The organism is Bacteroides celer (assembly GCF_002632415.2).
Taxonomy (GTDB): Bacteria; Bacteroidota; Bacteroidia; order Bacteroidales; family Bacteroidaceae; genus Bacteroides.
Genome location: NZ_CP178209.1, coordinates 2,832,897 through 2,857,808 on the forward strand (window position 1 = coordinate 2,832,897; position 24,912 = coordinate 2,857,808).

Below are 24,912 nucleotides of genomic sequence, written 5' to 3' on the forward strand. Positions count from 1 at the left end.
TTAGTATACAGAAATGAAAAAAATCATGAAAAAGTTATTTGTAACGGCTATATGTATCTTGTGCAGTCACTGGCTATTGGCCGGTGAGATATGGATTTCTCCCAAGGGCAGTGACTTCAACGACGGAACTTGTCAATCTCCTAAAGCCACGCTGACTTCTGCCTTACGACAAGCACGAGAATGGCGCAGGACAGAGGATAATCGTATTCAAGGTGGAATTACAATCTATATGGAAGGTGGAACCTATGCCTTCTATGAACCGGTTTTTATCCGTCCGGAAGATAGCGGAACCAAAGAATCGCCCACAATCATTCGTTCGGTAGGCGATGAAAAAGTGATATTGAGTGGAGGAATCAGCATAAATGGCTGGAAGAAGCAAGGGAAAGTTTGGGTGGCAGATGTACCGGTATTTAATGGACGTCCATTGGATTTCCGCCAGTTGTGGGTGAATGGAAAAAAGGCAGTTCGTGCCCGTGATGTGGAGGATTTCGAAAAGATGAATCGCATTTGCAGTGTGGATGAGAAGAATGAAATTCTTTATGTACCTGCAGTTTCCATTCGCAGACTTATTGATAATAAAGGGAATTTGAAAGCTAAATATGCCGAGATGGTATTACATCAGATGTGGTGTGTTGCCAATCTTCGGATTCGTTCAGTTGAAGTGCAGGGAGATAGCGCGGCAATACGTTTTCATCAACCGGAAAGCCGGATTCAGTTTGAGCATCCCTGGCCGCGTCCGATGGTGACGACGGACGGACATAATTCTGCTTTCTATCTGACAAATGCCCGCGAATTGCAGGATGTACCCGGAGAATGGTATCATGATATAGATGCCCGTAAAGTATATTATTATCCACGGGAAGGAGAGAAGATGCAGGAGGCGGAAGTGATCGTGCCTGCTGTTGAGACATTAGTACGGGTGGAAGGAACTTTGGATCGTCCTGTGTGTCATATTCGTTTTGAGAAAATTACTTTTTCCTATACTACGTGGATGCGTCCGTCAGAAAAAGGACATGTACCTCTTCAGGCAGGTATGTATCTGACAGATGGTTACCGGATTGATCCGAAAATGCAACGGAACTACTTGAATCATCCGTTGGATAACCAAGGATGGTTGGGACGTCCCGCAGCTGCTGTTCGTGTGGTTGCTGCAAGGCAGATTGATTTCGAACGTTGCCGATTCGAGCATTTAGGCTCAACCGGATTGGATTATGAAGAAGCGGTGCAAGGCGGTGTTGTTCGTGGCTGTCTCTTCCGCGATATTGCCGGAAATGGTCTGTTAGTCGGCAGTTTTTCTCCGGCTGCCCATGAAACGCATTTGCCATACGATCCTGCTGATCGTCGGGAAGTATGCACACAGCAACAAATCAATAACTGCTATTTCACGGAAATAGGCAATGAAGATTGGGGATGTCTTGCCATTGCTGCGGGATATGTAGGGGACGTCAATATCGAGCATAATGAAATCAGTGAAGTGCCTTATAGTGGCATCAGCCTTGGTTGGGGATGGACGCAAACTGTGAATTGTATGCGTAATAACAGAGTACATGCCAATCTGATTCATCATTATGCGAAACACATGTATGATGTGGCAGGTATTTACACACTCGGTTCGCAGCCGAAAAGTTATGTAACGGAGAATTGCGTGCATAGTATTTATAAGCCGGGGTATGTACACGATCCTAATCACTGGTTCTATCTTTATACGGATGAAGGTTCTTCCTTTACTACTGTACGTGATAATTGGACAGAAGGAGAGAAGTATCTGCAAAATGCCAATGGTCCGGGAAATGTATGGGAAAACAATGGCCCGAAAGTGGATAGTGTTATTCGTGAACGTGCGGGACTGGAAGCAGGATATAAGGATTTACTAAATATCCAGTAGGTATTGACAAGTCATTTAACTGTAATACGTGATTCGTTCCACAGATATGGAACTAAAGGAAAACAATTGTAGAACTAAAGGAAAACAGATGTGGAACTAAACGTCAACCACTGTGGAACGAATTATTTCTTACGATTCAGTTTGTTAGTAATAGAAAGAAAAATGAAAAAGAAATACATGATATTGCTTAGTGCCTTGTCTTTGGCAAGCAGCACATTTGCCCAGACCTGGATATGGTATCCGGGAGACTACGAAATCTGGTTGGGAAATCAAATGAATAACCGTCGTACGGAACGAGGTGCATTTTTTCCTCCTTTTTGGAAAACGGACAGTCATTATGTTGTCGTAGAATTCAGCAAGCAACTGAATCTTTCCGAGCCGGAAGAGATCTTTATTGCTGCCGAAGGAAAGTACAACGTCAAACTGGATGGAAAGCTCCAGTTCGGTATGCCGGAAACCATGTTGCTTCCGGCCGGAAAACATAATCTGAACATCAAAGTCTGGAATCAGGCTACTCCTCCCACTATTTATGTGAAGGGAAAAACAGTGAATTCAGACTCTTCCTGGCGTGTGACTTACGAAGATAAAGAATGGATTGACGAGAGCGGAAAAGCCAGTGACACATCTGCCACTATCTATATGGATGCCGGATGCTGGAACTTTGACGGAGCTACCCAACGTCCTTCCCAATTCAGTCTGATGCGTGAACCGCAGCAACCTGTTACGAAGTCAGAACAGTCCGAAGGAGGTATTCTTTATGATTTTGGAAAAGAAACATTCGGGTTTATCACATTGAAGAATCTTTCCGGAAAAGGAAAAATAGAAATTTATTATGGTGAAAGCCCGGAAGAAGCAAAAGATAAAGCATATTGCGAAACATTGGACAAACTCTTGCTCGAACCGGGACAAGTGACCAACCTCGCCATCCGCAGCACTTCTCCCTTGAGTAATTCTGAAAATGAATATACATTGGAGAACAGTAAAGCCTTCCGCTATGTCTATGTAACTCACGAGCCGGGTGTACAGATTGGAGAAGTCTCCATGCAATATGAATATCTTCCTGAAGAATACCGCGGAAGTTTCCGTTGCAATGATGAAGAACTGAATCGTATTTGGGAAGTTGGCGCATACACCATGCATCTCACTACCCGCGAATTCTTCATTGACGGTATCAAACGCGACCGTTGGGTATGGAGTGGCGATGCCATCCAAAGTTATTTGATGAACTACTATCTTTTCTTTGACAACGAATCCGTCAAACGTACAATCTGGTTGCTTCGTGGCAAGGACCCTGTGACCAGTCATAGTAATACGATCATGGACTATACTTTCTACTGGTTCCTTAGCGTATATGACTATTATATGTATAGTGGCGACCACCATTTTGTCAACCAACTATATCTGCGTATGCAAACTATGATGGATTACGTGTTAGGACGTACCAATAAGAATGGCATGGTAGAAGGCATGACTGGCGACTGGGTTTTTGTGGACTGGGCAGACGGCTATCTGGATAAAAAAGGCGAACTCTCTTTTGAACAAATCTTATTTTGCAGAAGTCTGGAAACGATGGCTTTGTGTGCGGAATTGGTTGGAGATGCCAATGGCAAACAGAAATACGAGAAGCTGGCTGCTGCGTTGAAAGCAAAGTTAGAACCTGCCTTCTGGAATAATCAGAAACAGGCATTTGTACATAACTGCGTCAACGGTCAGCAAAGTGATGCGGTCACCCGCTATGCGAATATGTTTTCTGTCTTCTTTCAATATTTGAATGAAGATAAGCAACAAGCCATAAAACAGTCTGTTCTGTTGAATGACAGTATTCTGAAAATAACAACTCCCTATATGCGTTTTTACGAACTGGAAGCACTTTGTGCTCTTGGCGAACAGGATGCTGTAATGAAAGAAATGAAAAGCTATTGGGGTGGAATGTTGAAGGAAGGAGCTACCTCCTTCTGGGAAAAATATAACCCGGAAGAAACCGGAACGCAACATCTTGCCATGTATGGCCGTCCTTATGGAAAGAGTTTGTGCCATGCCTGGGGAGCGAGTCCTATCTACCTGTTGGGCAAATATTATTTGGGAGTAAAACCTGTAAAAGAAGGATATAAAGAGTTTGCTATTGCTCCTGTGTTGGGAGGATTGAAATGGATGGAAGGCACTGTACCCACTCCGAATGGCAATATCCATGTCTATATGAACAGCAAAACGATGAAAGTGAAAGCAACAGAAGGAAAAGGCTATCTGACAATCAAAAGTCGTCGTTCCCCCAAAGCAAATATCGGAACACCGGAGAAAGTGTCGGAAGGAGTATGGCGGCTCTGGATCGATTCACCCGAAGAAAGAATTGTTACCTATCATTTATAATACATTGTTAATTAGTTAGTGGAGTAGTCCTTGATTAACGGTTCCTCATTTGAAAAGAGGAATTGTTAATCAGGGACTTTTTTTATTGGAATATGCATCACCTTTTCTAAATTTTACTACTTTTGTTTCGTGAAAGACACATAATTGTAATACGCCTTTTGTTCTTTTGGAAAAACAATTAAACAAAATCCAAGGAATGTTAGATAAATCAGCTCAATACACTAATACAGATGACGAGAAGCTCTTTTCCTTCATAGAAAAAGGAGATAAAGGAGCTTTTACACAGGCTTATGACAGATATCATAAGCTGCTATATGTATTAGCTTACCGTTATTTAATGAATGCAGACATGGCAGAAGATGTAGTGCAACATGTCTTTGCCCGTTTATGGGAATTTAGGTCGGAACTACATGTAGGAATCAGCCTTAAGAACTATCTGTTCACTATGACGAAAAATCATGTCTTAAATCTGATTCGTAATGAAAATAGTGCAATCAGCAAGAACTATGAGATAGCACAATCGACGCCTGTCTACGAAGATAATTTGATAGAAAATCTGGAGAAGAAAGAATTGATGGCCTCTTTTTATAAAGCGGTAGATATGCTTTCGCCACAGAAACGTAGTATTTGTTTGATGAAAGTGAAAGAGGAACTAACGAATCAGGAAATAGCCGAACGGATGAATCTGTCTGTTAATACAGTCAAAACGCATTATTCGGAAGCATTGAAAATGCTACGTATTCATTTAAGTAAAATGCTAATAATTGTTACTTTTGTCACACTAATGACATATTTGAGTGTCCACTATTTAAGATAAAAAGAGAATGAATCGACCCACTGATAAGCAAATAGAAGAAGTGCTTGCCGGAGTTGCTACACCGGAGGATGCAAAGTTTGTGGCGGAATGGTTTGCCACAAAAGAAGGGAACACTTATCTGGATGTTGTGATGACCCGGGAGGCAGAATGTTTAAGTGCCGAAACGGCAGAAATATATGTGAACCATATTATACCTTCAGAAAAGATGTACCACCAAATCCAAAAGAGCATATCACGTAAACAGATCAAACGTTTCTGCTTCCGTGTAGCTGCAATCTTGATTCCCGTTATTTTCCTGATAGGTCTTTATTTACAGATCAATTCCCGGGTGGATTTATTCGGCACTACGGAGTATGAGGAAATTCGTGTTGCCAAAGGAGAGCGGATACAGATGATGTTTCAAGACGGGACACGAGTTTATATCAATTCGGATTCTTGGTTGAAGTATCCTAAAAAGTTCGGATTGAGTAAGCGGGAAGTTTTCCTTGTAGGAGAAGCCTATTTCGTGGTAGCCAAGAATAAAAAACGTCCGTTTATTGTTAATCTGAACGGACCTTCCATTCATGTATTGGGTACTTCTTTCGATGTACAAGCCTACCCGGAGAATAAAGATATTGTGATCTGTTTGGATGAAGGACATGTAAATCTGACTCTCTCCTCTGCAAAAGAATACCCGTTACTGCCGGGTGAAAGACTGATATATAATAAAGAAAGTGACCAGTGCCGGATAATCAAGAACGATCATTCAAAGCAAGTCTCAATGTGGAAAGACAATGTGATTTCTTTTAAAGATACTCCTCTGACAGAAGTAGTCAAGGCTCTGAACCGCTGGTATAATGTAAACTTTAAGATAGAGGATGAGCAGGCATCGAAATATGTATATACGTTGACCTCGGATAATACGATACTGGAGAAGGTGCTTCAGGATTTGGAAAAGATTGCGCCGGTAAAATTTGAATATGATGAAGTCCGGAAAGAAGTGACAGTCCGAATGAAACAGGACGGAAAGAAGTAAGAATATACTGGATAAAATAATAGAATGAGGACAGGCTGTGTATATACGCAGCCTTTACTGTTTTAGAATAAGAATGTTATGAAATAAATTAGGCTTATGCAAAAAAACTCTTTTTTCTCTCACCCGCTTTTTTGACTTGTGTGTCTACTAAGCATAAATGAGATTTTAAATCTAAGTTTAACTTTAATCAAAGCAAGTAGTATGAAACACAAAGTTCTGCTCGTATTGTTGCTGGGGATAATCATAAGCGTTTCCGCTTCTGCCCAAAAGGTGACAATGAATCTTAAACAAGTAAAGCTGGAGAAGATATTCTCTGCTATTACACAGCAAACTGGTCTTACGGTGGCTTATAGCCGTACGATCGTCAATCCGGATCGAATAGTGACGGTAGAAGCAAAGAATCAGGAACTATCTAAAGTTCTGAATGATTTGTTTCTCGGTACAAACGTAAACTATGAGATCGGAAAAACAAAAATTTATTTGAAGGAGAAAGTTACGGATTCTGAACAACAGACCAGTAATGCGAACAAAAGAAATATATCCGGCCGGGTAGTCGATGAGAAAGGAGAGCCGATTATTGGCGCCAGTGTGATGGTGCAAGGCAGCTCTTTGGGTACAATAACGAATGTAGACGGACGTTATACTTTGGCTAATGTTCCCGAAAGCAGTATGATTACAGTCTCATACATCGGATATATTACGGCTAATTACACTGCTACCAGCAAAAATCTGTCCCAAGTAGTTCTTCGCGAAGATAGTAAGACACTGGAAGAAGTGGTGGTAGTGGGATATGGTACACAAAAGAAAGTAAATCTGACCGGTGCCGTTGCCGTAGTTTCGGGTGACGAACTAACGACTCGTTCTGCTGCCAACTTATCACAGCTTCTGCAAGGTTCTGTACCGAATATGAACGTAAACTTTAGTTCGGGACGTCCCGGACAAGGGGGAAGTTTCAATATTCGTGGTGTCAACTCAATTAGTGCGGATGCAGCACCACTGACTATCATTGATGGAATTGAGGGAGATATAAATAAGGTAAATCCCAATGACGTAGAATCCATCAGTGTTTTGAAGGATGCTTCGGCTGCCGCCGTATATGGCGCCCGTGCTGCTTATGGGGTTATTTTGGTTACAACAAAGAATGGAAAGGTAGGCAAGACCAATGTCAGCTATAACGGTCGTTTTAGTTTTGGTGAAACGACAACTTCTACGGACTTTGAGACGCGTGGTTATTATTCGGCTGGTATCAATGATATGTTCTACAAAACATACCAGGGCGTCCCCTATACACATTATTCCCAAGAGGATTACCATGAATTATGGATTCGCCGTAATGATAAAGTGGAAGATCCTTCTCGTCCATGGGTAGTAGAAAAAAATGGAGAGTATAAATATTACGGCAACTTTGACTGGTATAATTGTTTGTTTGATAATACCCGTCCCACTTGGGAGCATAACTTAACAGTTTCAGGAGGGAGCGAAAAGGTGAAATATATGCTATCAGGCAACTACTATAATCAGAAAGGAATTATCAGAATAGATCCGGACCGTTTTAAGAAATATACGTTCCGTTCGAAAATCATTGCCAATATCACTTCCTGGTTTGAATTAAGTAACAATACTTCCTATTACCATTCTGAATATACTTATCCGGGACTATCGGGAGTAAATGACGTTTTCACCAGAGCTGGGAGGCACGCTTTGGCAAGTATTGTGCCGATGCATCCGGATGGAACTCTGGTTTACAGAACAGGTCTGACAGATACAGGAGAAGTAGCAGATGGTGTTAGTGCCGTATTATTGAATGGCGGTCACCATAACCGGGATCGTGAATATGAGTTTGTAACTACGTTCGAGGCCGTATTGAAACCCATCAAGCATTTTGAGGTTCGTGCAAATTACAGCTGGGCGCATTACAACCAGCAGAATTTGAATCGTTCCGTAGATGTATTATACTCCAGAAATCCGGGAGAAACAATCACAATGGATAACGGACGTACCAGAGGCAACTATTTGTCGGAAATACAAAACAACCAGATACGCCAAACTTTCAACTTATACGGAACGTATGACAATACCTTCGCAAATGCACATTCTGTAAAGGTCATTGTGGGAGGTAACTATGATTATAAGTATTTCAAGAAATTGGGAATGAAACGTAACGGGTTACTCTCTGAATCTCTCGATGATTTTAACCTGGCAAAAGGTGATGATATATCCATAACGGGAGGACAAGAGGAATATGCGATTCTTGGTTTTTTCTATCGTTTGAATTATGGATATAAAGACCGCTATCTATTTGAAGCCAGCGGACGTTATGACGGTAGTTCCCGCTTCCGTCGAGGACATCGTTTCGGTTTCTTCCCGTCATTCTCTGCCGGATGGCGTGTCAGTGAAGAAGCCTTCTTTACACAAGCCAAAAACTATGTAAGCAATCTGAAACTAAGACTATCTTACGGATCATTAGGAAATCAGAAAACGGTAGGTTATTATGACTATCTGCAACTGATTAATACCGGAGCGGTAATGAACTATGCTTTCGGAGGTACGACAAAAGGCGATTATGCCTATGAGTCAGCTCCAAACTCTACCGATTTGACCTGGGAAACTGTAATCACAAAAAATATAGGTTTGGACTTGGGTTTTCTTAATAACCGTTTGAATGTATCTTTTGATGCATATATTCGTGATACCAAAGATATGTTGATGGCAGGAAAGACTTTGCCTGGCGTATATGGTGCCTCTTCTCCCAGAATGAATGTGGCAGACTTGCGTACGAAAGGATGGGAAGCATCTATTACTTGGGGAGATAGTTTTACTTTGGCAAGCAAGCCTTTCAACTACCGGATAATGGCTGGTATCGGAGATAATACTTCCAAAGTGACGAAATATGATAATCCTAACCGGACACTGACTGATCCTTACGAAGGACAGCAGTTAGGCGAAATATGGGGATACGTAGTAGACGGATATTTTAAAACGGATGAAGAAGCGAAGAATTATAAAGTGGACCAATCGTTCGTTAACCAAATGATTAATGCAAGCGCTTTGGATAATGGACTTCATGCCGGTGACCTCAAATTTGTCGATTTGGATGGTAACAACAAGATTGAACAGACAACATCGGTTAATGACCGGAAAGATATGAAAGTGATTGGTAACTCATTGCCGCGCTATAATTATAATTTCGGAATCTCTGCAGATTGGTATGGAATTGATTTTTCAGTTCTTTTTCAGGGCATTGGCAAACAAAATTGGTATCCTGGTGCTGAAACGTCTATGTTTTGGGGACCTTATTCCCGACCATACATTAGTTTTATTCCTTCCGATTTCATGAGTCAGGTATGGAGTGAAGAAAATACAGATGCGTATTTCCCACGTCCCAGAGGATATGTGGCTCTCGGGAGTAATCGTGAATTAGCAGTGGTTAATACTAAGTATTTGCAGAACCTCGCTTATTGTCGGTTGAAGAATCTTTCTATTGGTTACACATTGCCGGATAAATGGCTTTCTAAAATAGGTTTCGAGAAAATACGTGTTTACTTTAGTGGTGAGAACTTGCTGACATTCACTAAGCTACATTCCAATTATATTGATCCGGAACAAGCATCGGCAAGTAACAGCTGGAAAACGAGTAAAAGTGATGCGAATATTTATCCCTGGGCAAAGACGTACTCTTTTGGTGTAGATATAACGTTCTGATAATAACGAATATAAAGGAATATAGTATGAAAATAATGAAATATACATTGTGGGCGACTGTTGGGCTGTCGTTGTTATTTGCTTCTTGTGAAAGCATATTGGATATAAATCCGAAAGATCGCTTGACGACTAAGGATTATTTTACGAATGAAGAGCAATTACAGTTGTACAGTAATCAATTCTATTCGAATAACTTCCCGGGTGATGGCGATATTTACAAGGATAATGCTGATGTATTGATCGTATCACCTTTGGACGATGAAGTGAGTGGACAACGTGTCATTCCGGAAACGGGTGGAGGATGGAGTTGGGGTGCACTGCGATCAATTAATTTTTTATTGGATAATCTGGGAAACTGTAAAGACCAGAAAGTGCGCGACAAATATGAAGCCCTGGCACGCTTCTTCCGTGCTTATTTCTATTTTGAAAAGGTGAAACGTTTTGGGGATGTACCTTGGTATGATAAAGTACTTGGCTCGGATGATGCTGATTTATACAAAGCCAGAAATTCACGCGAATTTGTGATGGGAAAGATAATGGAAGATCTTAATTTTGCCATAGAGGTTTTTAAAGAAACCAATCGGACAAAAGAACTTTATCGTGTAACCTGGTGGACTGCCCAGGCATTGAAGTCACGTGTAGGATTATTTGAAGGTACTTATCGTAAATACCATGGATTGGGTGATTATGAAAAATATTTGAATGACTGTGTGAGTGCCTCTAATGAAATTATGGCTGCTTCAGGAGGATATTCATTATATCAATCCGGTTCACAATCCTATCGTAATTTATTTAAATCCGAGAATGCGATTGATGCGGAAATCATATTGGCAAGGGATTATAATAATGATTTGAGTCTGGTTCATAAAGTACAGGCTTTTGAGAATTCTCCGACATTAGGTCGCCCCGGACTTTCGAAAAAACTGGTCAATTATTATTTAATGAAGAACGGCAACCGTTTCACCGACCAGCCCAATTATGCAACAATGGAGTTCAAGGATGAAATAGTCAATCGTGATCCGCGTTTAGCGCAAACAATCCGTACTTCAAATATAAACATGAATGTCACGATGACCGGATACCACCTGCTGAAATATGCAAATGATAATATGAGCTATACAGGTGATTCAAGCAATGACCTTCCTCTGTTCAGATTGGCAGAAGTTTATTTGAACTATGCCGAAGCAAAGGCAGAATTAGGCACACTGACGCAAACTGATATCGACAATACGGTAAACAAATTACGAACACGTGCAGGAGTTACGGGAAAACTGAATATGAACGCAGCAAACCTTTCTCCGGACCCTTATATGTGTGCTCCGGAAACCGGTTATGTGAATGTCACAGGAGATAATAAAGGGGTGATTCTGGAAATCCGCCGGGAACGTGCGATAGAGTTGGTCATGGAAGGTTTCCGTTATTATGATCTGATGCGCTGGAAAGAGGGACAATGTATGGCCCAATCCTTTAAAGGGTTTTATCTTCCTTCCACAGCTATCAACAAAGCGTATGATATTGACGGAGACGGAACAAATGATGTCTGTTTCTACACCACATCTTCTCAGCCCAATGTTGGAAGTGTGACGTATGTAAAATTGGCTTCCGATGGAAGCGGCACCTCATTGTCAGAAGGTAATTATGGTAATTTGTTGTGCTATAGCTGGATCGACCGTACTTGGAATGAGAACCGTGATTATCTATATCCGGTACCAAGACAGGAAATAACACTATCTGACGGTGTTGTAACCCAAAATCCGGGATGGAATGAATAACAAGTATAAAAGATATAAATAATAGATTTATGAAAAAGATAGTAATATACACATTGATTTCCTTCATATTCTCTGTTTTTGCCAGCAGTTGTGAAGATAATAAAGACAATTCATTGTACTATCCTGATTTCACGTGGGATACAGGAAATGGCGAGGAAGACGAAGACCCCGTGACTGAAACGTCCATGCGTGTAGCAACTTATAATTTACAAGTGGAGACCGGTACAGGATGGACTAATCGCCGGGAACGTGTGGCACAATTAATCAAAGACTACGATTTTGAGATTTGTGGATTCGAAGAAGCCAGTTGGGAACAACGTTCCTACTTAGGAACTCAACTTGCGAGTGATTATCAGATTCTCGCTTATGGTCGTGACACTGGAAATGACGATAACAAGGCAGGAGAGATGAGTGGCATTTTATATAAGAAGAGCCGCTACACATTACTGGATGCCGGACGTTTCTGGTTTTCCGAAACTCCGGAAATTCCTTCCAACGGATGGGATGAAACTAATTTCAAACGTTTCTGTGTATGGGGAAAATTCAAGGATAGCAAGACTCAAAAAGAATTTTATCTTTTTGAAACTCACATGCCTTTGGCTGATAATGCCAGAAAACACGCATGTCAAATGCTGGTGGATGCAGTTTCCGATAAAGCAAAAGACAATACTCCCGCATTTTGTACCGGCGACTTTAATGCTACTCCCGATGCTCCCGAAATAGCCACTACGATTTGTCAAAGTGGTATATTAAAAGATGCGTATCGGGAAGCGGCCGTTCAGCATGGAGCTCTCTTTACATTTCCTTCTAAAAAGACCAGAATTGATTTTGTTTTTGTGAAACATGCTACGGTGCTTTCTACCCGCACTATTGTCAGTTCTTTATCCGATCATTATCCTATGGTGATCGTAGCAGAAATCTAAAATAAAAAATGAAGATTATGAAAAACAAATTTTATCATATAAGTGTGATCTCGGTAATGAGATGTTGGACCATTTTATGGATGGCTGTTTTGTCTTTCTCATGCTCTGATTTTAATCCAATGGATTCCTATAGCCGTATTCCGCCGGATAGGAACACAGACATAGATGACGGAGACGAGGGTGACGGAGCAGGCGGTCTTTTTGAAAAAGGTTACGGAACAGTGAGCAAGCCCTATCTCATCATGGATGTGACACAGATTCAGAATATGAGTGAAGCTTTGGTGAAAGGAAAGATGATTTATTTCCAATTGGGAGCTGATATTGATATGAAGTCTGTATCTAATTGGGATCCATTGAACCCTGACGGTGACTATTATATCTATTTTGATGGAAATAACCATATTATAAAGAATTTTACCTGTACGGATAAAGCGTATGCCAGTTTCTTCGGTATTTTGGCCGGAACATGTAAGAGTGTCGGTTTTTATAATGCTCATATAGAAGCATCCGCTAATAGTGGGGCAGGAGTTATCGGTGGATATATCGGAGTGAAATTCCCGAATGCTGTAGGGAAGACGGGACAAGTAGAAAACTGTTATGTTTCCGGAAGTGTGAAAGGAAAGTTTGCCGGTGGGATAGCTTCCCGTATGGGAAGACCGTATGGGGGACAAATTTGTTACATCAAAAACTGTTATTCCACGGCAGAAGTAATATCCACGGGAGATGAATGTGGAGGAATTGTAGGCTCTATGTTTGAAAATAGTGAGGTGTCGTATTGCTATTCTACAGGTGTATTAATCGGAGCCAATTCTGTGGGCGGTATTGCTGCCCTTCCTTCCGAAGGAGCTAAAATAACTGCCTGTGTTGCCTGGAACTGGAAAATAACGGGACCTGCTGCCAAATCAGGACGTATCAGTGGAGCTTTATCTCAAGGTGAAAGTGGATTTCAGGCAGACCCTGTCGCATCTGAATGTTATGCATGGGAGGATATGATTTGTACAGGATTTACTCCGGAAGATAATGCAGGTTCCGTTTCGACAGGAAAATATGATGGAGTGGGCGAAAGTACTCTGACTTTGCAGAATAGCATTGCCAATTGGGGAACTCCATGGCATAATGTTGGGAATATAGATATGGGATTCCCTATTTTAGAGTGGCAATTGGATAGAGGAGATTACGCTAGTTATGGAGGACATGACAACGAACCGGAAGGAGATTTTGCCAATGGAGACGGAACTCAAAATAACCCTTATGTGATTGCTAATGCTATCCATATTCAGAATATGAGTAAAGCCCTCATTGAAAAACAAACGACTTATTTTGTCTTGAGTGCGGATATTGACATGCAAGGGATCAAGTGGGCGCCTCTAAATGATGCTAATGGTTACCATAAATGGATTGATTTTGATGGACGCAATCATGTAATTAAAAACCTTACTTGTGAGTCAGGCACGTATAGAAGCTTCTTCGGGGTATTGTGTGGAGAATGTAGAAATGTGGGATTTGTGGATGCAAATATTTCATCTCCGAATACTGGTATTGGCATCATAGCTGGTTATGTAGGATTGGCTGCCGGCGCAGAGAATTATATTGGAAAGATAACAAACTGCTATACTACCGGAGTACTGAAGGGGTCGGGAGCAGCAGGTGGAATTGGCGGTGTACTTGGTGGTTCGGGATATATCAAAAATTGCTATTCCAGTGCTACTGTTATTGATCAAATTGCTAACAATACAGGTAAAGCCGGTGGAATCATCGGAAGGGTGAATAGCAATGCCAGTGGAAGCAGTATTGAAAACTGTTATACTAGTGGTGATATCAATGCCATAGGTGGAGGAAATGCCGGAGGTATAGTCGGCAAAGTGGATGGTGGTAAACTAGTCATAAAAAATTGTATTGCTTGGAATAGTATGTTGGCTAGTACCGATAAAGTAAAGGTGGGACGTATAGTCGGAGGTACTGCCAATGCTACTTATGAAAACTGCTATGCTTATGACGGTATGATTTTGAAAGCAGGAGAGGCTACATTTACCGTTTCAGATGAGACATCACCGTCCGGTAGTAGTTTCCAGGGAGTAGCTAAATCTGCTAACGAGCTGAAAAACACTGTCATAAACTGGGACTCTTCTCTTTGGAAAGAAGGAGGCAACGGCTATCCGGTATTTAAATGGAGTAAATAATTTGATATTTAATGATTTGTAATATGAAGTGTTCTATAAATAAGAAATATTATTTTCTACTTTTGATTTTACTTTTTGCCGGAGGTCTTCCGGCAAAATCTTCCAACTTAGACAAGACGAAACCAGAAGATATTATTCGCCTTGCATCTTATAACATCCGTACCAAAGGAGACAAGGGGGATAAGGCTTGGGAAGTCCGTCTGAACGCATTGGTAGATGTTGTGCGACGGAATAAATTCGATATGTTTGCCATACAGGAAGGACGGACCTCTCAATTAAAGGATATGATGATTCTGAACGAATATTCTTATATCGGTCGGGATCGTGACGGGGATAATAAAGGAGAACATTGTGCCATTTACTATAAAAAAGATCGCTTTAAGGTGTTGAAACATGGTGATTTCTGGTATTCGGAAACTCCGGATATACCTTCTTATGGTTGGGGAGCACGTTGTCGTCGGATTTGCACTTGGGGATATTTTAAAGACCTCCGGACTGGGAAGAAATTCTATGTGTTTAATTCGCATACGGATCATGAAGCAACAGAAGCAAGACGACAATCTTCGTTCATGTTGTTGGAACAGGTAAGGAAAATCGCTAAAGGTAAACCGACCTTTTGCACCGGTGATTTTAATGCCACTCCGGACGAAGAACCGATACAACTTCTCCTGAAAGATTATTTATTACTGGATTCATATAAATGTACTCTGACGCCTCCTAAAGGACCGTCCGGTAGTTTTTATGCCTATGACAAAACTGGAAAAACAGCTAAGCGTATAGATTTTATTTTTGTGACTCCAAAAATAAAAATACTTTCTTATCACACCATTGATGATGATATAAAGTATAATAAGTACTCTTCAGATCATTTTCCTGTAATGGTGGAAGGATTATTGAAATAAGAGAAAGATAATATACCCAATAAAATTTGTCGTCTTTTTCTGATAATAAAAAAGAATTCACAACAGCGAATAAATGGAAAAATATTTATTAAGTATTATGAAAAATAAGTTTCTGAATGTGGCTTTATTTCTGCTTTTGATAATACCTTGTTGTATCAACGCACAAGATAATCTTTCTGCATTGATTCCGATGCCCAATAAGGTCACATCAGATTCAGACATGGTGTTTGTGTTAGAAAATCAAGTCAATTGTTATATTGAGGCTGATAGTTTGGAGTTTGAGTTGAATACGCTTTCTTCTATTTTTAATAAGAGATTCGGAATCAATGTGAAACGTTCTACAGAGAGCTCGAAATCAGTAGTACAGCTATTGATTGATAAATCTTTAAAAACAAAAGAGCATTATCAATTGAGTGTAAATGAAAAGAGATTGGTAATTAAAGGAGCTACTTCTGCTGCTGTATTTTATGGATTGATGACTTTGGATCAGATTTTAGCTGGTGATATTTGTGCTACAAAACGAAAAACAATAGCATCTGTTGAAATTGATGATTGTCCGAGGTTTGATTATCGTGCATTGATGCTTGACCCGGCACGTAACTTTTTACCTATTGATGATATTAAATTCTATATTGACCAAATGGTTAAATACAAATTTAATGTATTACAACTTCATCTGACAGATGATCACGGTTGGAGTATTTGGATTGAAAGTCATCCTAGTCTGGCGGGTGCGAGATTCTATACCAAAAAGGATATTCAGGAATTGGTAGATTATGCAGCTATGCGTCATGTACAAGTGGTTCCAGAAGTAGATATGCCGGGACATACGGTTTTTCTATTATCAAAATATCCAAATTTGGCTTGTATTCATCAGCGTCAAACTGAAAAAATTATAGGTAAGACAGGCCACATGATGCTTTGTGCCGGTAACGAGGAGGTTTATGCTGTGACAAATGACATAATTAGAGAAGTTGCTGGAATGTTTAAATCTCCGTTGATTCATTTAGGAGGTGATGAGGCTGATATACCTAAGAACTGGGCACAGTGTGATTTGTGTCGTACTTTGATGGAAAAGAGAAGATATACCGAACCTTCTCAATTAATGATTCCTTTTTTTGAGAATATTTTAGGATCTGTTCGCAAATATGGAAAGAAGCCAATATTGTGGCTTGAATTGAACAAAGAATATCCGTTTGCTGACGACTATCTATTCCCGTATCCTTTGGATGTGACATTAGTCAGTTGGCGTGAAGGAATGACTCCAACAGGTCCGAATATTTCTGCCAAGAAAGGACACAATGTAATTATGGCCCCTAGCGAATATACTTATTTTGATTATCCACAATATAAGGGAGAATTACCGGAATATAATAATTGGGGGATGCCTATTACCACATTAGAACATGCATATAAATTAGATCCTGGATATGGTCGTCCTTTGGAGGCACAGAAGCATATTTGGGGAGTAATGGGGGCATTATGGGGGGAAGCCATTATCGATATAAATCGTGCTACATACATGACATATCCACGTGCTTTTGCACTGGCAGAAGCAGGTTGGACACAAATGGACAATCGTGGTTGGGAATCCTTTAAGAAACGCGTTCTTCCTAATATCACTGAACTAATGAAAGCGGGTGTTTTAGTCCGGGTACCTTTTGAAATTGCAAGATAACCTTTGGCTTCTTGTAATTGTATTGGAGAAAATAAAAAAGATTTTTAATTTGATAAAGTAAAACGATTATATGAAAAAGATATTACTCTCATTTTTTATTGGTATTATGTTGATTGCCTGCAGTCAGAAAACTGTTTCTGTTCGTGAAGTCTGGACAAAAGAGCAAGCTAATGAATGGTATAAACAATGGGGATGGCTTCGTGGATGCGATTTTATTCCAAGTACGGCAATCAACCAAATGGAGATGTGGCAGGCAGATACTTTTGATCCGGTTACTATTGATCGTGAACTGGGTTGGGCGGATGAAATAGGCATGAACTGTATGCGCGTATATTTACATCACCTGGTTTGGGAAACAGACAAGGAAGGCTTTAAGAAACGTATCAATGAATACCTTACTATTGCCGACAAGCATCATATTTCTACCATCTTCGTCTTCCTGGATGATTGCTGGAATCCTGTTTATCAGGCTGGTAAACAACCGGAACCACAGCCGGGAGTACACAATTCGGGATGGGCGCGTGATCCGGGTGATCTGTATTATAAAGGTGATACGGCAACTATACTTCCGGTATTGGAAAGTTATGTGAAAGATATCCTGACTACCTTTAAGGATGATAAGAGAATCGTATTATGGGACTTATATAATGAGCCCGGAGGTTCGGGAGGATACAGATACAATGAAAGGAGTTTGCCGTTATTGCAGAAAATATTTATGTGGGGACGAACAGTGAATCCCTCACAACCTCTGTCGGCCGGAGTTTGGGATATGAGTTTGACTAATCTAAATAAGTTCCAATTGGAAAATTCGGATGTGATAACATATCACACGTATGAAGGTTTGGATTCGCATCAGCAACTCATTGATACATTGAAGCAATACGGTCGTCCGATGATTTGTACGGAATATATGGCGCGTAGCCAAAATAGCACTTTCCAGGATATTATGCCAATGCTGAAGAAAGAAAATATCGGTGCAATCAATTGGGGACTTGTAGCCGGAAAAACAAATACGATCTATGCATGGGACACTCCATTACTTGATGATTCTGAACCTCTATTGTGGTTCCATGATATATTCCGTAGTGATGGAACTCCTTATTCGACAGAAGAAGTGGAATGTATTCGTTCATTAACTAAATAATTCCCATTGAGATCGGTCCTTTTACGCCCGATGTTCAAAGGAATAAACTATAAAAAAGAATCAAGTTGTAAAGGTAGTTCATTGCTGTAAATGTGTAGATATATTTGTATTTGTCTCGTTGATACCATTACTACCTTTACGCTATTTTCTTTTTCTTATACAAGACATTAATAACCCCATGAGACGTTTATAATAAAAAGTGAAACAGTTTATTATAAACGGGTCTTACATTTATAATAAACGATATTCTGGGTCATTCACTAATCAAATGCGAATATATTAAACAAAATGGGGTGGAATCTTTGCAGATTCCACCCCATTTCTATTCTATCAGACATATATTTATCTGTCTGAAAAATCTATTTATGTCTTTATTTTTATATATATCATATCTGTTGTCAGCTAATTGGTTACTGCAAATATACAAAATAAAAAGGGCAAAGTCAATAGCTTCTTTAAAATTGGGATGTTTGATAAAAATATAATTATATTTTTATCTTAAAGAGATGTGATACAACACATGTCTGCACAACGGATGTTCACCAGGGACAAGCGGATGATCGAATTCCCTCACTCGTTCCATTCCTATTTTCTGCATTACACGTTCTGACCGTTGGTTGAGAAGGGAAGTAAAAGAAAAGAGTTCTTTTATATCCGTTTTATTGCGCGTATACTCCAAGCATGCATTTGCAGCTTCAGGAGCATAACCCTGTCCCCAATATTCGTGTGCTAACCGCCAGCCTATTTCTATGCCCGGAGCAAAGTCAACATCAAATGTAATCTGATGTAGTCCGGTATAGCCCATAAAAGCATGATCTTCTTTTCGTTCTACGGCATACAAACCGAAGCCACAGGTTTGGAACTCATTTTGAATACGCTGATAAAAGGCAAATGATTCTTCCGATGACAATGAATTAAGAAAAAACTCCATCACATTCGGATCGGCGTTCATACGGGCAAAAAACGGGATGTCTTCTTCTTTCCAGTCGCGGAGAATCAGACGGGGTGTTTCTATATACTTTTGCATAACTATGATAATAATAGAATGCAAAGGTACAATTCTTTTTCCTTATTGGAAGTTATTCGTTATTATAAGTATTAACCATCATTCATTGAATGCCCCCTTTCATAATATAGTCTGTCTAGTCAGCAGCGTGGTACGGATGTGTAAACCAGAAGCAGGAGCCTACTCCTTCCGTCGAATCCACGCCAATTTCTCCTCCCATTTGGGAAACAATGCTCTTACAGATAGAAAGTCCGAGTCCTGTACCCTGAACAAAAGTATTCAGCTTCACAAAACGTTCAAATACGCTCTTTTGCTTTTCTTCCGGTATTCCCATTCCGGTGTCGCGCACATAGAATTTTATTTTTTGATGGGATACTTGTTCATATCCCAGGGTGATACTGCCTTGCTGGGTGAACTTTAACGCGTTATTTATAAAGTTACTGATTACTTGGGTGAATCTGTTTTTATCCGTATAGATATAACATTCTGGGAATGGTTCCTCCAAAATCAGTTCAACGCCTTTACCCACTTTCATACCCATTGATTTGATAATTTCAGAACAAGTCTCGTTAACATCCACGTTTGTATATACAAAATTGAATGTTCCCGCTTCTATTTTCGAAAGATCGAGAATGTCCGATATCAGTTGCAAAAGAAGTTCATTATTCTCTTGCACAATTTTGATATATTCCTGCCGTTCGCTTCTGCTGTCCGTTTCTGCCAAAAGGCTGGAAAAGCCGACAATAGCATTGAGAGGAGTACGGATCTCATGACTCATGTTAGCCAGGAAAGCCGACTTCAGACGATCCAGTTCTTCCGCTTTATCGCGGGCAATAATCAATTTCTGTTCAGTCTCTTTCAAAGGCGTGATGTCATAATTGATACACAACATCTCAATAATGCCGTCTTGCGGACGATAATCTCTGACCATAACGTTAATGCTGGTCCATGTATATTTACCATTCTCCCTGCATACACGAACTTCTTTACGCAAACTGGTTGCTTTCCCTTCTTTCACTTCGCGTACAAAGTTTTTCAGAACAGCCTGATCTTCAGGAACCACATGAGCATATACTCCGATAACCTGTGGCATGGGAATACCTTCTTTCTCTCCCAAATTCCTGTACCATGTATCTTGGGCATACCCGTCTCTTGTCAATACATTGAAATGAGCAAATCCTACCTTGGCATAATCACCGATTAAAAGAAACAGATTCTCAAACTCCTGTATCTTGGTGTATGCATTGGTCGTTTCCGTCGTATCGATATTGATAAACAGATAGTTGATAAATCGATTTTGAGAATCATAGAGAGCAGTAACTTTAGTGGTAAGATTAATAATCCCATTTCTCCGGCTATCTACATATTGATTTATTTTTGAGAAGTCATAATTGATGGAGAAGTTTACATCTTCTTTCGCTCTCAATCTTTCTTTAACCTCTAAAGGAATATTGGGATTGTCGAACAGATTAACTCCCAATGCCTCATGCTTGTCAGACAAGCCGAATATTTCAAGCTCTTTATCATTAATGTCTACCAAATAACCGTCTTTGTCATAAAGTTCGACCCCTGCCGGAAGATTCTTATAGATGTTTCTTAATATCTTCTCGCTGTTGTCCAAAGCAAGACGATCTTCTTTGGCTTGTAACTCCGACTTTCGCAATTCGATGCAAATACTGATAATATTAGCAAGAGAGGAGAAGCATTGATAATCCACATTGCTCCAACTACGCTGCGTTCTTACCATATCAATTCCCATATAGCCCCATACCTCTTCTTTAGAGATTAGCGGAACTACCATCAGCGACTTGATATCCTGCATCTCCAACGTCTGACGATAATCCGCAGCTTCTTCGGGCATGTCGTCCAGCGTGTTCAGTATGATAGCCCTTCTTTCAGCTATCTGATGATTCCACCAGGTAGAAGGGTCCCAGGGAATATTACTCAAGAATTCCTGTTCCTTGGATATTCCTTCGGCGGTAACCTCATAAGTGCAATCCTGGCGTTGTTCTTTTCTGTTTATTTCGAAGATATAGATACGATCGCCCAAAAATTGGTGAAGGAGATCTCCTAACGTCTTGTTAACCACTTGAGTGACATCATCACATTGCAGAAAAGCAAGCAATGAATATGAAATATTAGTTTGTTGGTAAAGCAAATTGCTCACTTGAAAGAAATCAATGTTTCCATTCGTAGTATCGATTGGTCTGTCAATATATTGCAGAAAGCCCGTCATGTTCCTATATCCCTCTTCATCGGGCTTTTGGAAATTAATCTTAGAGTACACCCATATTTCCCCGTCTTTTGCCCGGATTGGGAACATTTGTTCGTATGTCTCCAGATAAGAAAGAGACATATATTCATTTTTAAGACGCAGCCGGTGGTCTTCACGTATTCTTTGGTGAAATTCGGTGAAACTGATGCGGTTACTTTCAAGGCCGAGTAAGTCAACAATAAAGTCAGAGCAGATATATTCTTTATTTTTCAAATCTGACTCCCACCATCCCATTTTGGCCATTTGTGCTATCTGAACGTATTTTTCATAGTCATAATTTGTTTGTTCTTTCATATTGTTTGCTCTTGTTTTCTGTTTTATATTATAAGCTAGCCGGCAAAGATAAGCATAACTTTTAAATAATGAGGAATTTGCATATCACAGCAGGGTGAAAGTGGAAATTTGGTGCTGAAAAGTGGAAAAAGAGACAAATGAGTACAAACAGAGGATTATTTCGTCTTTCTCTTAGTGAAGAAGTGAATTATATAATCTATAATATATATCAGAAGAATGAAAAATACCAGATTATTCATGTTTGCGGCATGCACACTTTTTTTGGCAGCGTGTGGCAGGCAAACCGTGAAGATTATGACTCCGCCGGATGCGTCAAATCGTGTTTTGTTTGGTGCGGAGCAGTTACAGACTACCTTAGATAAAGCCGGTTATCAGGTAATGATGCAACAGGGAGACACGACATTCTCCGATCCTGAAATCAAAACGATTCTGTTGACGGAAGTAAATGACACGACACTCAAGAAAGAAGGTTTTCATATTTCGACGACGGGCAATCTGACCAGAGTGTCCGGCAGGGATGGAAGTGGTGTCATCTACGGGTGTCGTGAACTGATAGACCGTGTAAATGATTCGGATGGTAAGTTGAACTTCCCGGAGGAACTGGAAGATGGTCCTGAAATGGTATTACGCGGTGCATGTGTAGGGTTACAGAAGATGACCTACCTGCCAGGACATGGCGTATACGAATATCCATATACACCGGAAAGTTTCCCTTGGTTTTATGATAAAGAACAATGGATTAAATACTTGGATATGCTGGTTGCCAACCGCATGAATTCACTGTACCTTTGGAACGGTCATCCGTTTGCATCATTGGTGAAACTGGAAGATTATCCGTTTGCATTGGAAGTAGATGAAGAAACGTTCAAAATGAACGAAGAAATGTTCTCTTTCCTCACAGAAGAAGCAGACAAGCGCGGTATCTTTGTCATACAGATGTTTTACAATATCATTCTTTCCAAACCTTTTGCTGAACATTACGGACTGAAAACACAGGACCGTAACCGTCCTATTACTCCTCTGATTGCCGATTATACACGCAAGAGTATTGCCGCTTTCATTGAAAAATATCCCAATGTAGGATTACTGGTTTGTCTGGGTGAAGCGATGTGTACAGTGGAGGACGATGTGGAATGGTTTACTAAAACAATTATTCCGGGAGTGAAAGACGGATTACAGGCATTGGGACGTACGGATGAACCGCCTCTTTTGTTGCGTGCGCACGACACGGACTGCAAACTGGTGATGGACGCTGCCTTGCCGCTCTATAAGAATCTTTATACGATGCATAAGTATAATGGTGAATCGTTGACTACCTACGAACCTCGTGGTCCCTGGTCGAAAATTCATACGGATTTGAGTTCGTTGGGTTCCATTCATATCAGTAACGTACATATCCTGGCAAATTTGGAACCGTTCCGCTGGGGTTCTCCGGATTTCGTTCAGAAGGCGGTCACTGCCATGCACAATGTACACGGTGCCAATGCGTTGCACCTTTATCCGCAGGCCTCATATTGGGACTGGCCTTATACGGCGGACAAATTACCGAACAATGAACGTGAATTCCAGTTGGATCGTGATTGGATCTGGTATCAGACCTGGGGACGCTATGCATGGAACTGCCATCGCGACCGTACAGATGAAATGGGTTACTGGGACCATCAGTTAGGCAAATTCTACGGAACCTCTGACGAAAATGCAAGTAATATCCGTGTAGCATACGAAGAAAGCGGAGAGATCGCTCCGAAGTTGTTACGTCGTTTCGGTATCACAGAGGGAAATCGCCAAACGTTATTACTGGGTATGTTTATGAGTCAGCTTGTCAATCCATACAAATATACGATCTATCCGGGATTCTATGAAAGCTGCGGACCGGAAGGAGAGAAGCTGATAGAGTATGTAGAAAAAGAATGGAAAAAGCAACCTCATGTAGGTGAAATGCCTTTGGATATTGTTGCTCAAGTGATAGAACATGGAGATAAAGCAGTAGCGGCTATTGATAAAGCAGCAGGTTCCGTCTCTTCAAATAAGGATGAATTTGCACGTCTACAGAATGATATGCATTGTTATCGTGAATTTGCGTATGCGTTCAACCTGAAAGTGAAAGCTGCCAAACTGGTATTGGATTATCAATGGGGAAAAGAGATTAAGAATCTTGAAGAAGCTATTCCTTTAATGGAACAAAGCTTGGAACACTATCGCAAATTGGTGGAACTGACGGACGAACATTACTTGTATGCCAACAGTATGCAGACTGCCCAACGTCGTATTCCTATCGGTGGAGATGATGGAAAGAATAAGACTTGGAAAGAATTGCTGGTACACTATGAGAAGGAATTGGAGAATTTCAAAGCCAACCTCGCTTTGTTGAAAGAAAAACAGAATGGAAATGCGGTGACTGAAACTGTCGAGATTGCTGCCTGGACTCCTGCAAACGTGAAACTGATCTCTAATTATCCGACAGTGAAAGTAGATGAGGGTATTTCTTTATTTGTGGATGTTCCAGGTAAGATAGAAGCAGTAGCTCCGGAATTGAAAGGAATGAAGGCGCTTCGCTTCAATGGAAATGAGCAGAGAGAGAAAGGCACAAGTATCACTTTCGAAACGGATGCTCCGGTGAAATTGTTAGTCGCTTATTTCAAAGACGACCAGAAAAAATATGCAAAAGCTCCGAAACTGGAAATCGATGCGTCAGCCAATGATTACGGTCAGGCGGAACCCGTGTTGACGAATGCTGTCCGTATCAATGGAATGCCTTTGGCAAATGTGCATGCATATAGTTTTCCGGCTGGAAAGCATACGTTGATGTTACCCAAAGGTTATCTGCAAGTGCTGGGATTCACGGCTGTGGAAACGAAAGTTCGTAATGCCGGGCTTGCCGGGGATGAAGAGACAATGGATTGGTTGTTTTACTAATCTCATTAGAAATCCGGTGTGTAACTGTTTGTTTCA

The 24,912-nt window shown here is 40.6% G+C and carries 14 protein-coding genes; 12 read left to right on the plus strand and 2 right to left on the minus strand.

Translation table 11 applies throughout. The features are described 5' to 3' along the window. The first annotated feature begins 25 nt into the window (after positions 1–25). The 11 genes from CJF29_RS11385 to CJF29_RS11435 all read left to right on the plus strand — a co-directional run bounded on the left by CJF29_RS11385 (position 26) and on the right by CJF29_RS11435 (position 18,385). On the plus strand, positions 26–1,885 hold the full coding sequence (locus CJF29_RS11385) for a right-handed parallel beta-helix repeat-containing protein (RefSeq protein WP_099147390.1): 1,860 nt from the start codon (positions 26–28) through the stop codon (positions 1,883–1,885). A gap of 162 nt (positions 1,886–2,047) precedes the next feature. Continuing rightward, entirely contained in the window at positions 2,048–4,252 is a 2,205-nt protein-coding gene (locus CJF29_RS11390) for an alpha-L-rhamnosidase C-terminal domain-containing protein (RefSeq protein ID WP_176553181.1), read from the plus strand. Positions 4,253–4,448: 196 nt separating this feature from the next. Continuing rightward, positions 4,449–5,069: an RNA polymerase sigma factor gene (locus tag CJF29_RS11395; RefSeq protein WP_099147388.1), complete on the plus strand. Its 621-nt coding sequence runs from the start codon at positions 4,449–4,451 to the stop codon at positions 5,067–5,069. A gap of 7 nt (positions 5,070–5,076) precedes the next feature. Continuing rightward, a complete protein-coding gene (locus tag CJF29_RS11400) occupies positions 5,077–6,084 on the plus strand; it encodes a FecR family protein (RefSeq protein WP_099147387.1) in 1,008 nt (335 codons plus the stop codon). Positions 6,085–6,285: 201 nt separating this feature from the next. Then, positions 6,286–9,786, plus strand: a complete 3,501-nt coding sequence (locus CJF29_RS11405) for a TonB-dependent receptor (RefSeq protein ID WP_099147386.1) — start codon at positions 6,286–6,288, stop codon at positions 9,784–9,786. A gap of 26 nt (positions 9,787–9,812) precedes the next feature. Further along, positions 9,813–11,558, plus strand: a complete 1,746-nt coding sequence (locus CJF29_RS11410) for a RagB/SusD family nutrient uptake outer membrane protein (RefSeq protein ID WP_099147385.1) — start codon at positions 9,813–9,815, stop codon at positions 11,556–11,558. 29 nt (positions 11,559–11,587) lie between these two features. Continuing rightward, positions 11,588–12,481, plus strand: a complete 894-nt coding sequence (locus tag CJF29_RS11415) for an endonuclease/exonuclease/phosphatase family protein (RefSeq protein WP_099147384.1) — start codon at positions 11,588–11,590, stop codon at positions 12,479–12,481. A gap of 17 nt (positions 12,482–12,498) precedes the next feature. After that, positions 12,499–14,661, plus strand: coding sequence for a hypothetical protein (locus tag CJF29_RS11420; protein WP_099147395.1), 2,163 nt, complete (start codon positions 12,499–12,501; stop codon positions 14,659–14,661). Between the two features lie 11 nt (positions 14,662–14,672). After that, positions 14,673–15,563, plus strand: coding sequence for an endonuclease/exonuclease/phosphatase family protein (locus tag CJF29_RS11425; protein ID WP_176553180.1), 891 nt, complete (start codon positions 14,673–14,675; stop codon positions 15,561–15,563). 97 nt (positions 15,564–15,660) lie between these two features. Beyond that, positions 15,661–17,241, plus strand: a complete 1,581-nt coding sequence (locus CJF29_RS11430) for a beta-N-acetylhexosaminidase (protein WP_099147393.1) — start codon at positions 15,661–15,663, stop codon at positions 17,239–17,241. Positions 17,242–17,311: 70 nt separating this feature from the next. Beyond that, positions 17,312–18,385: a cellulase family glycosylhydrolase gene (locus CJF29_RS11435; protein ID WP_099147383.1), complete on the plus strand. Its 1,074-nt coding sequence runs from the start codon at positions 17,312–17,314 to the stop codon at positions 18,383–18,385. Positions 18,386–18,878: 493 nt separating this feature from the next. Here the strand turns inward: CJF29_RS11435 and CJF29_RS11440 are convergent, their stop codons facing one another. Continuing rightward, a complete protein-coding gene (locus tag CJF29_RS11440) occupies positions 18,879–19,412 on the minus strand; it encodes a GNAT family N-acetyltransferase (protein ID WP_087318076.1) in 534 nt (177 codons plus the stop codon). Positions 19,413–19,527: 115 nt separating this feature from the next. Continuing rightward, positions 19,528–21,960, minus strand: coding sequence for an ATP-binding protein (locus tag CJF29_RS11445; protein ID WP_099147382.1), 2,433 nt, complete (start codon positions 21,958–21,960; stop codon positions 19,528–19,530). Positions 21,961–22,176: 216 nt separating this feature from the next. On the opposite strand from CJF29_RS11445, the gene CJF29_RS11450 reads away from it, so the two are divergent. Beyond that, positions 22,177–24,876: a hypothetical protein gene (locus CJF29_RS11450; RefSeq protein WP_176553179.1), complete on the plus strand. Its 2,700-nt coding sequence runs from the start codon at positions 22,177–22,179 to the stop codon at positions 24,874–24,876. The last annotated feature ends 36 nt before the right edge of the window (positions 24,877–24,912 follow it).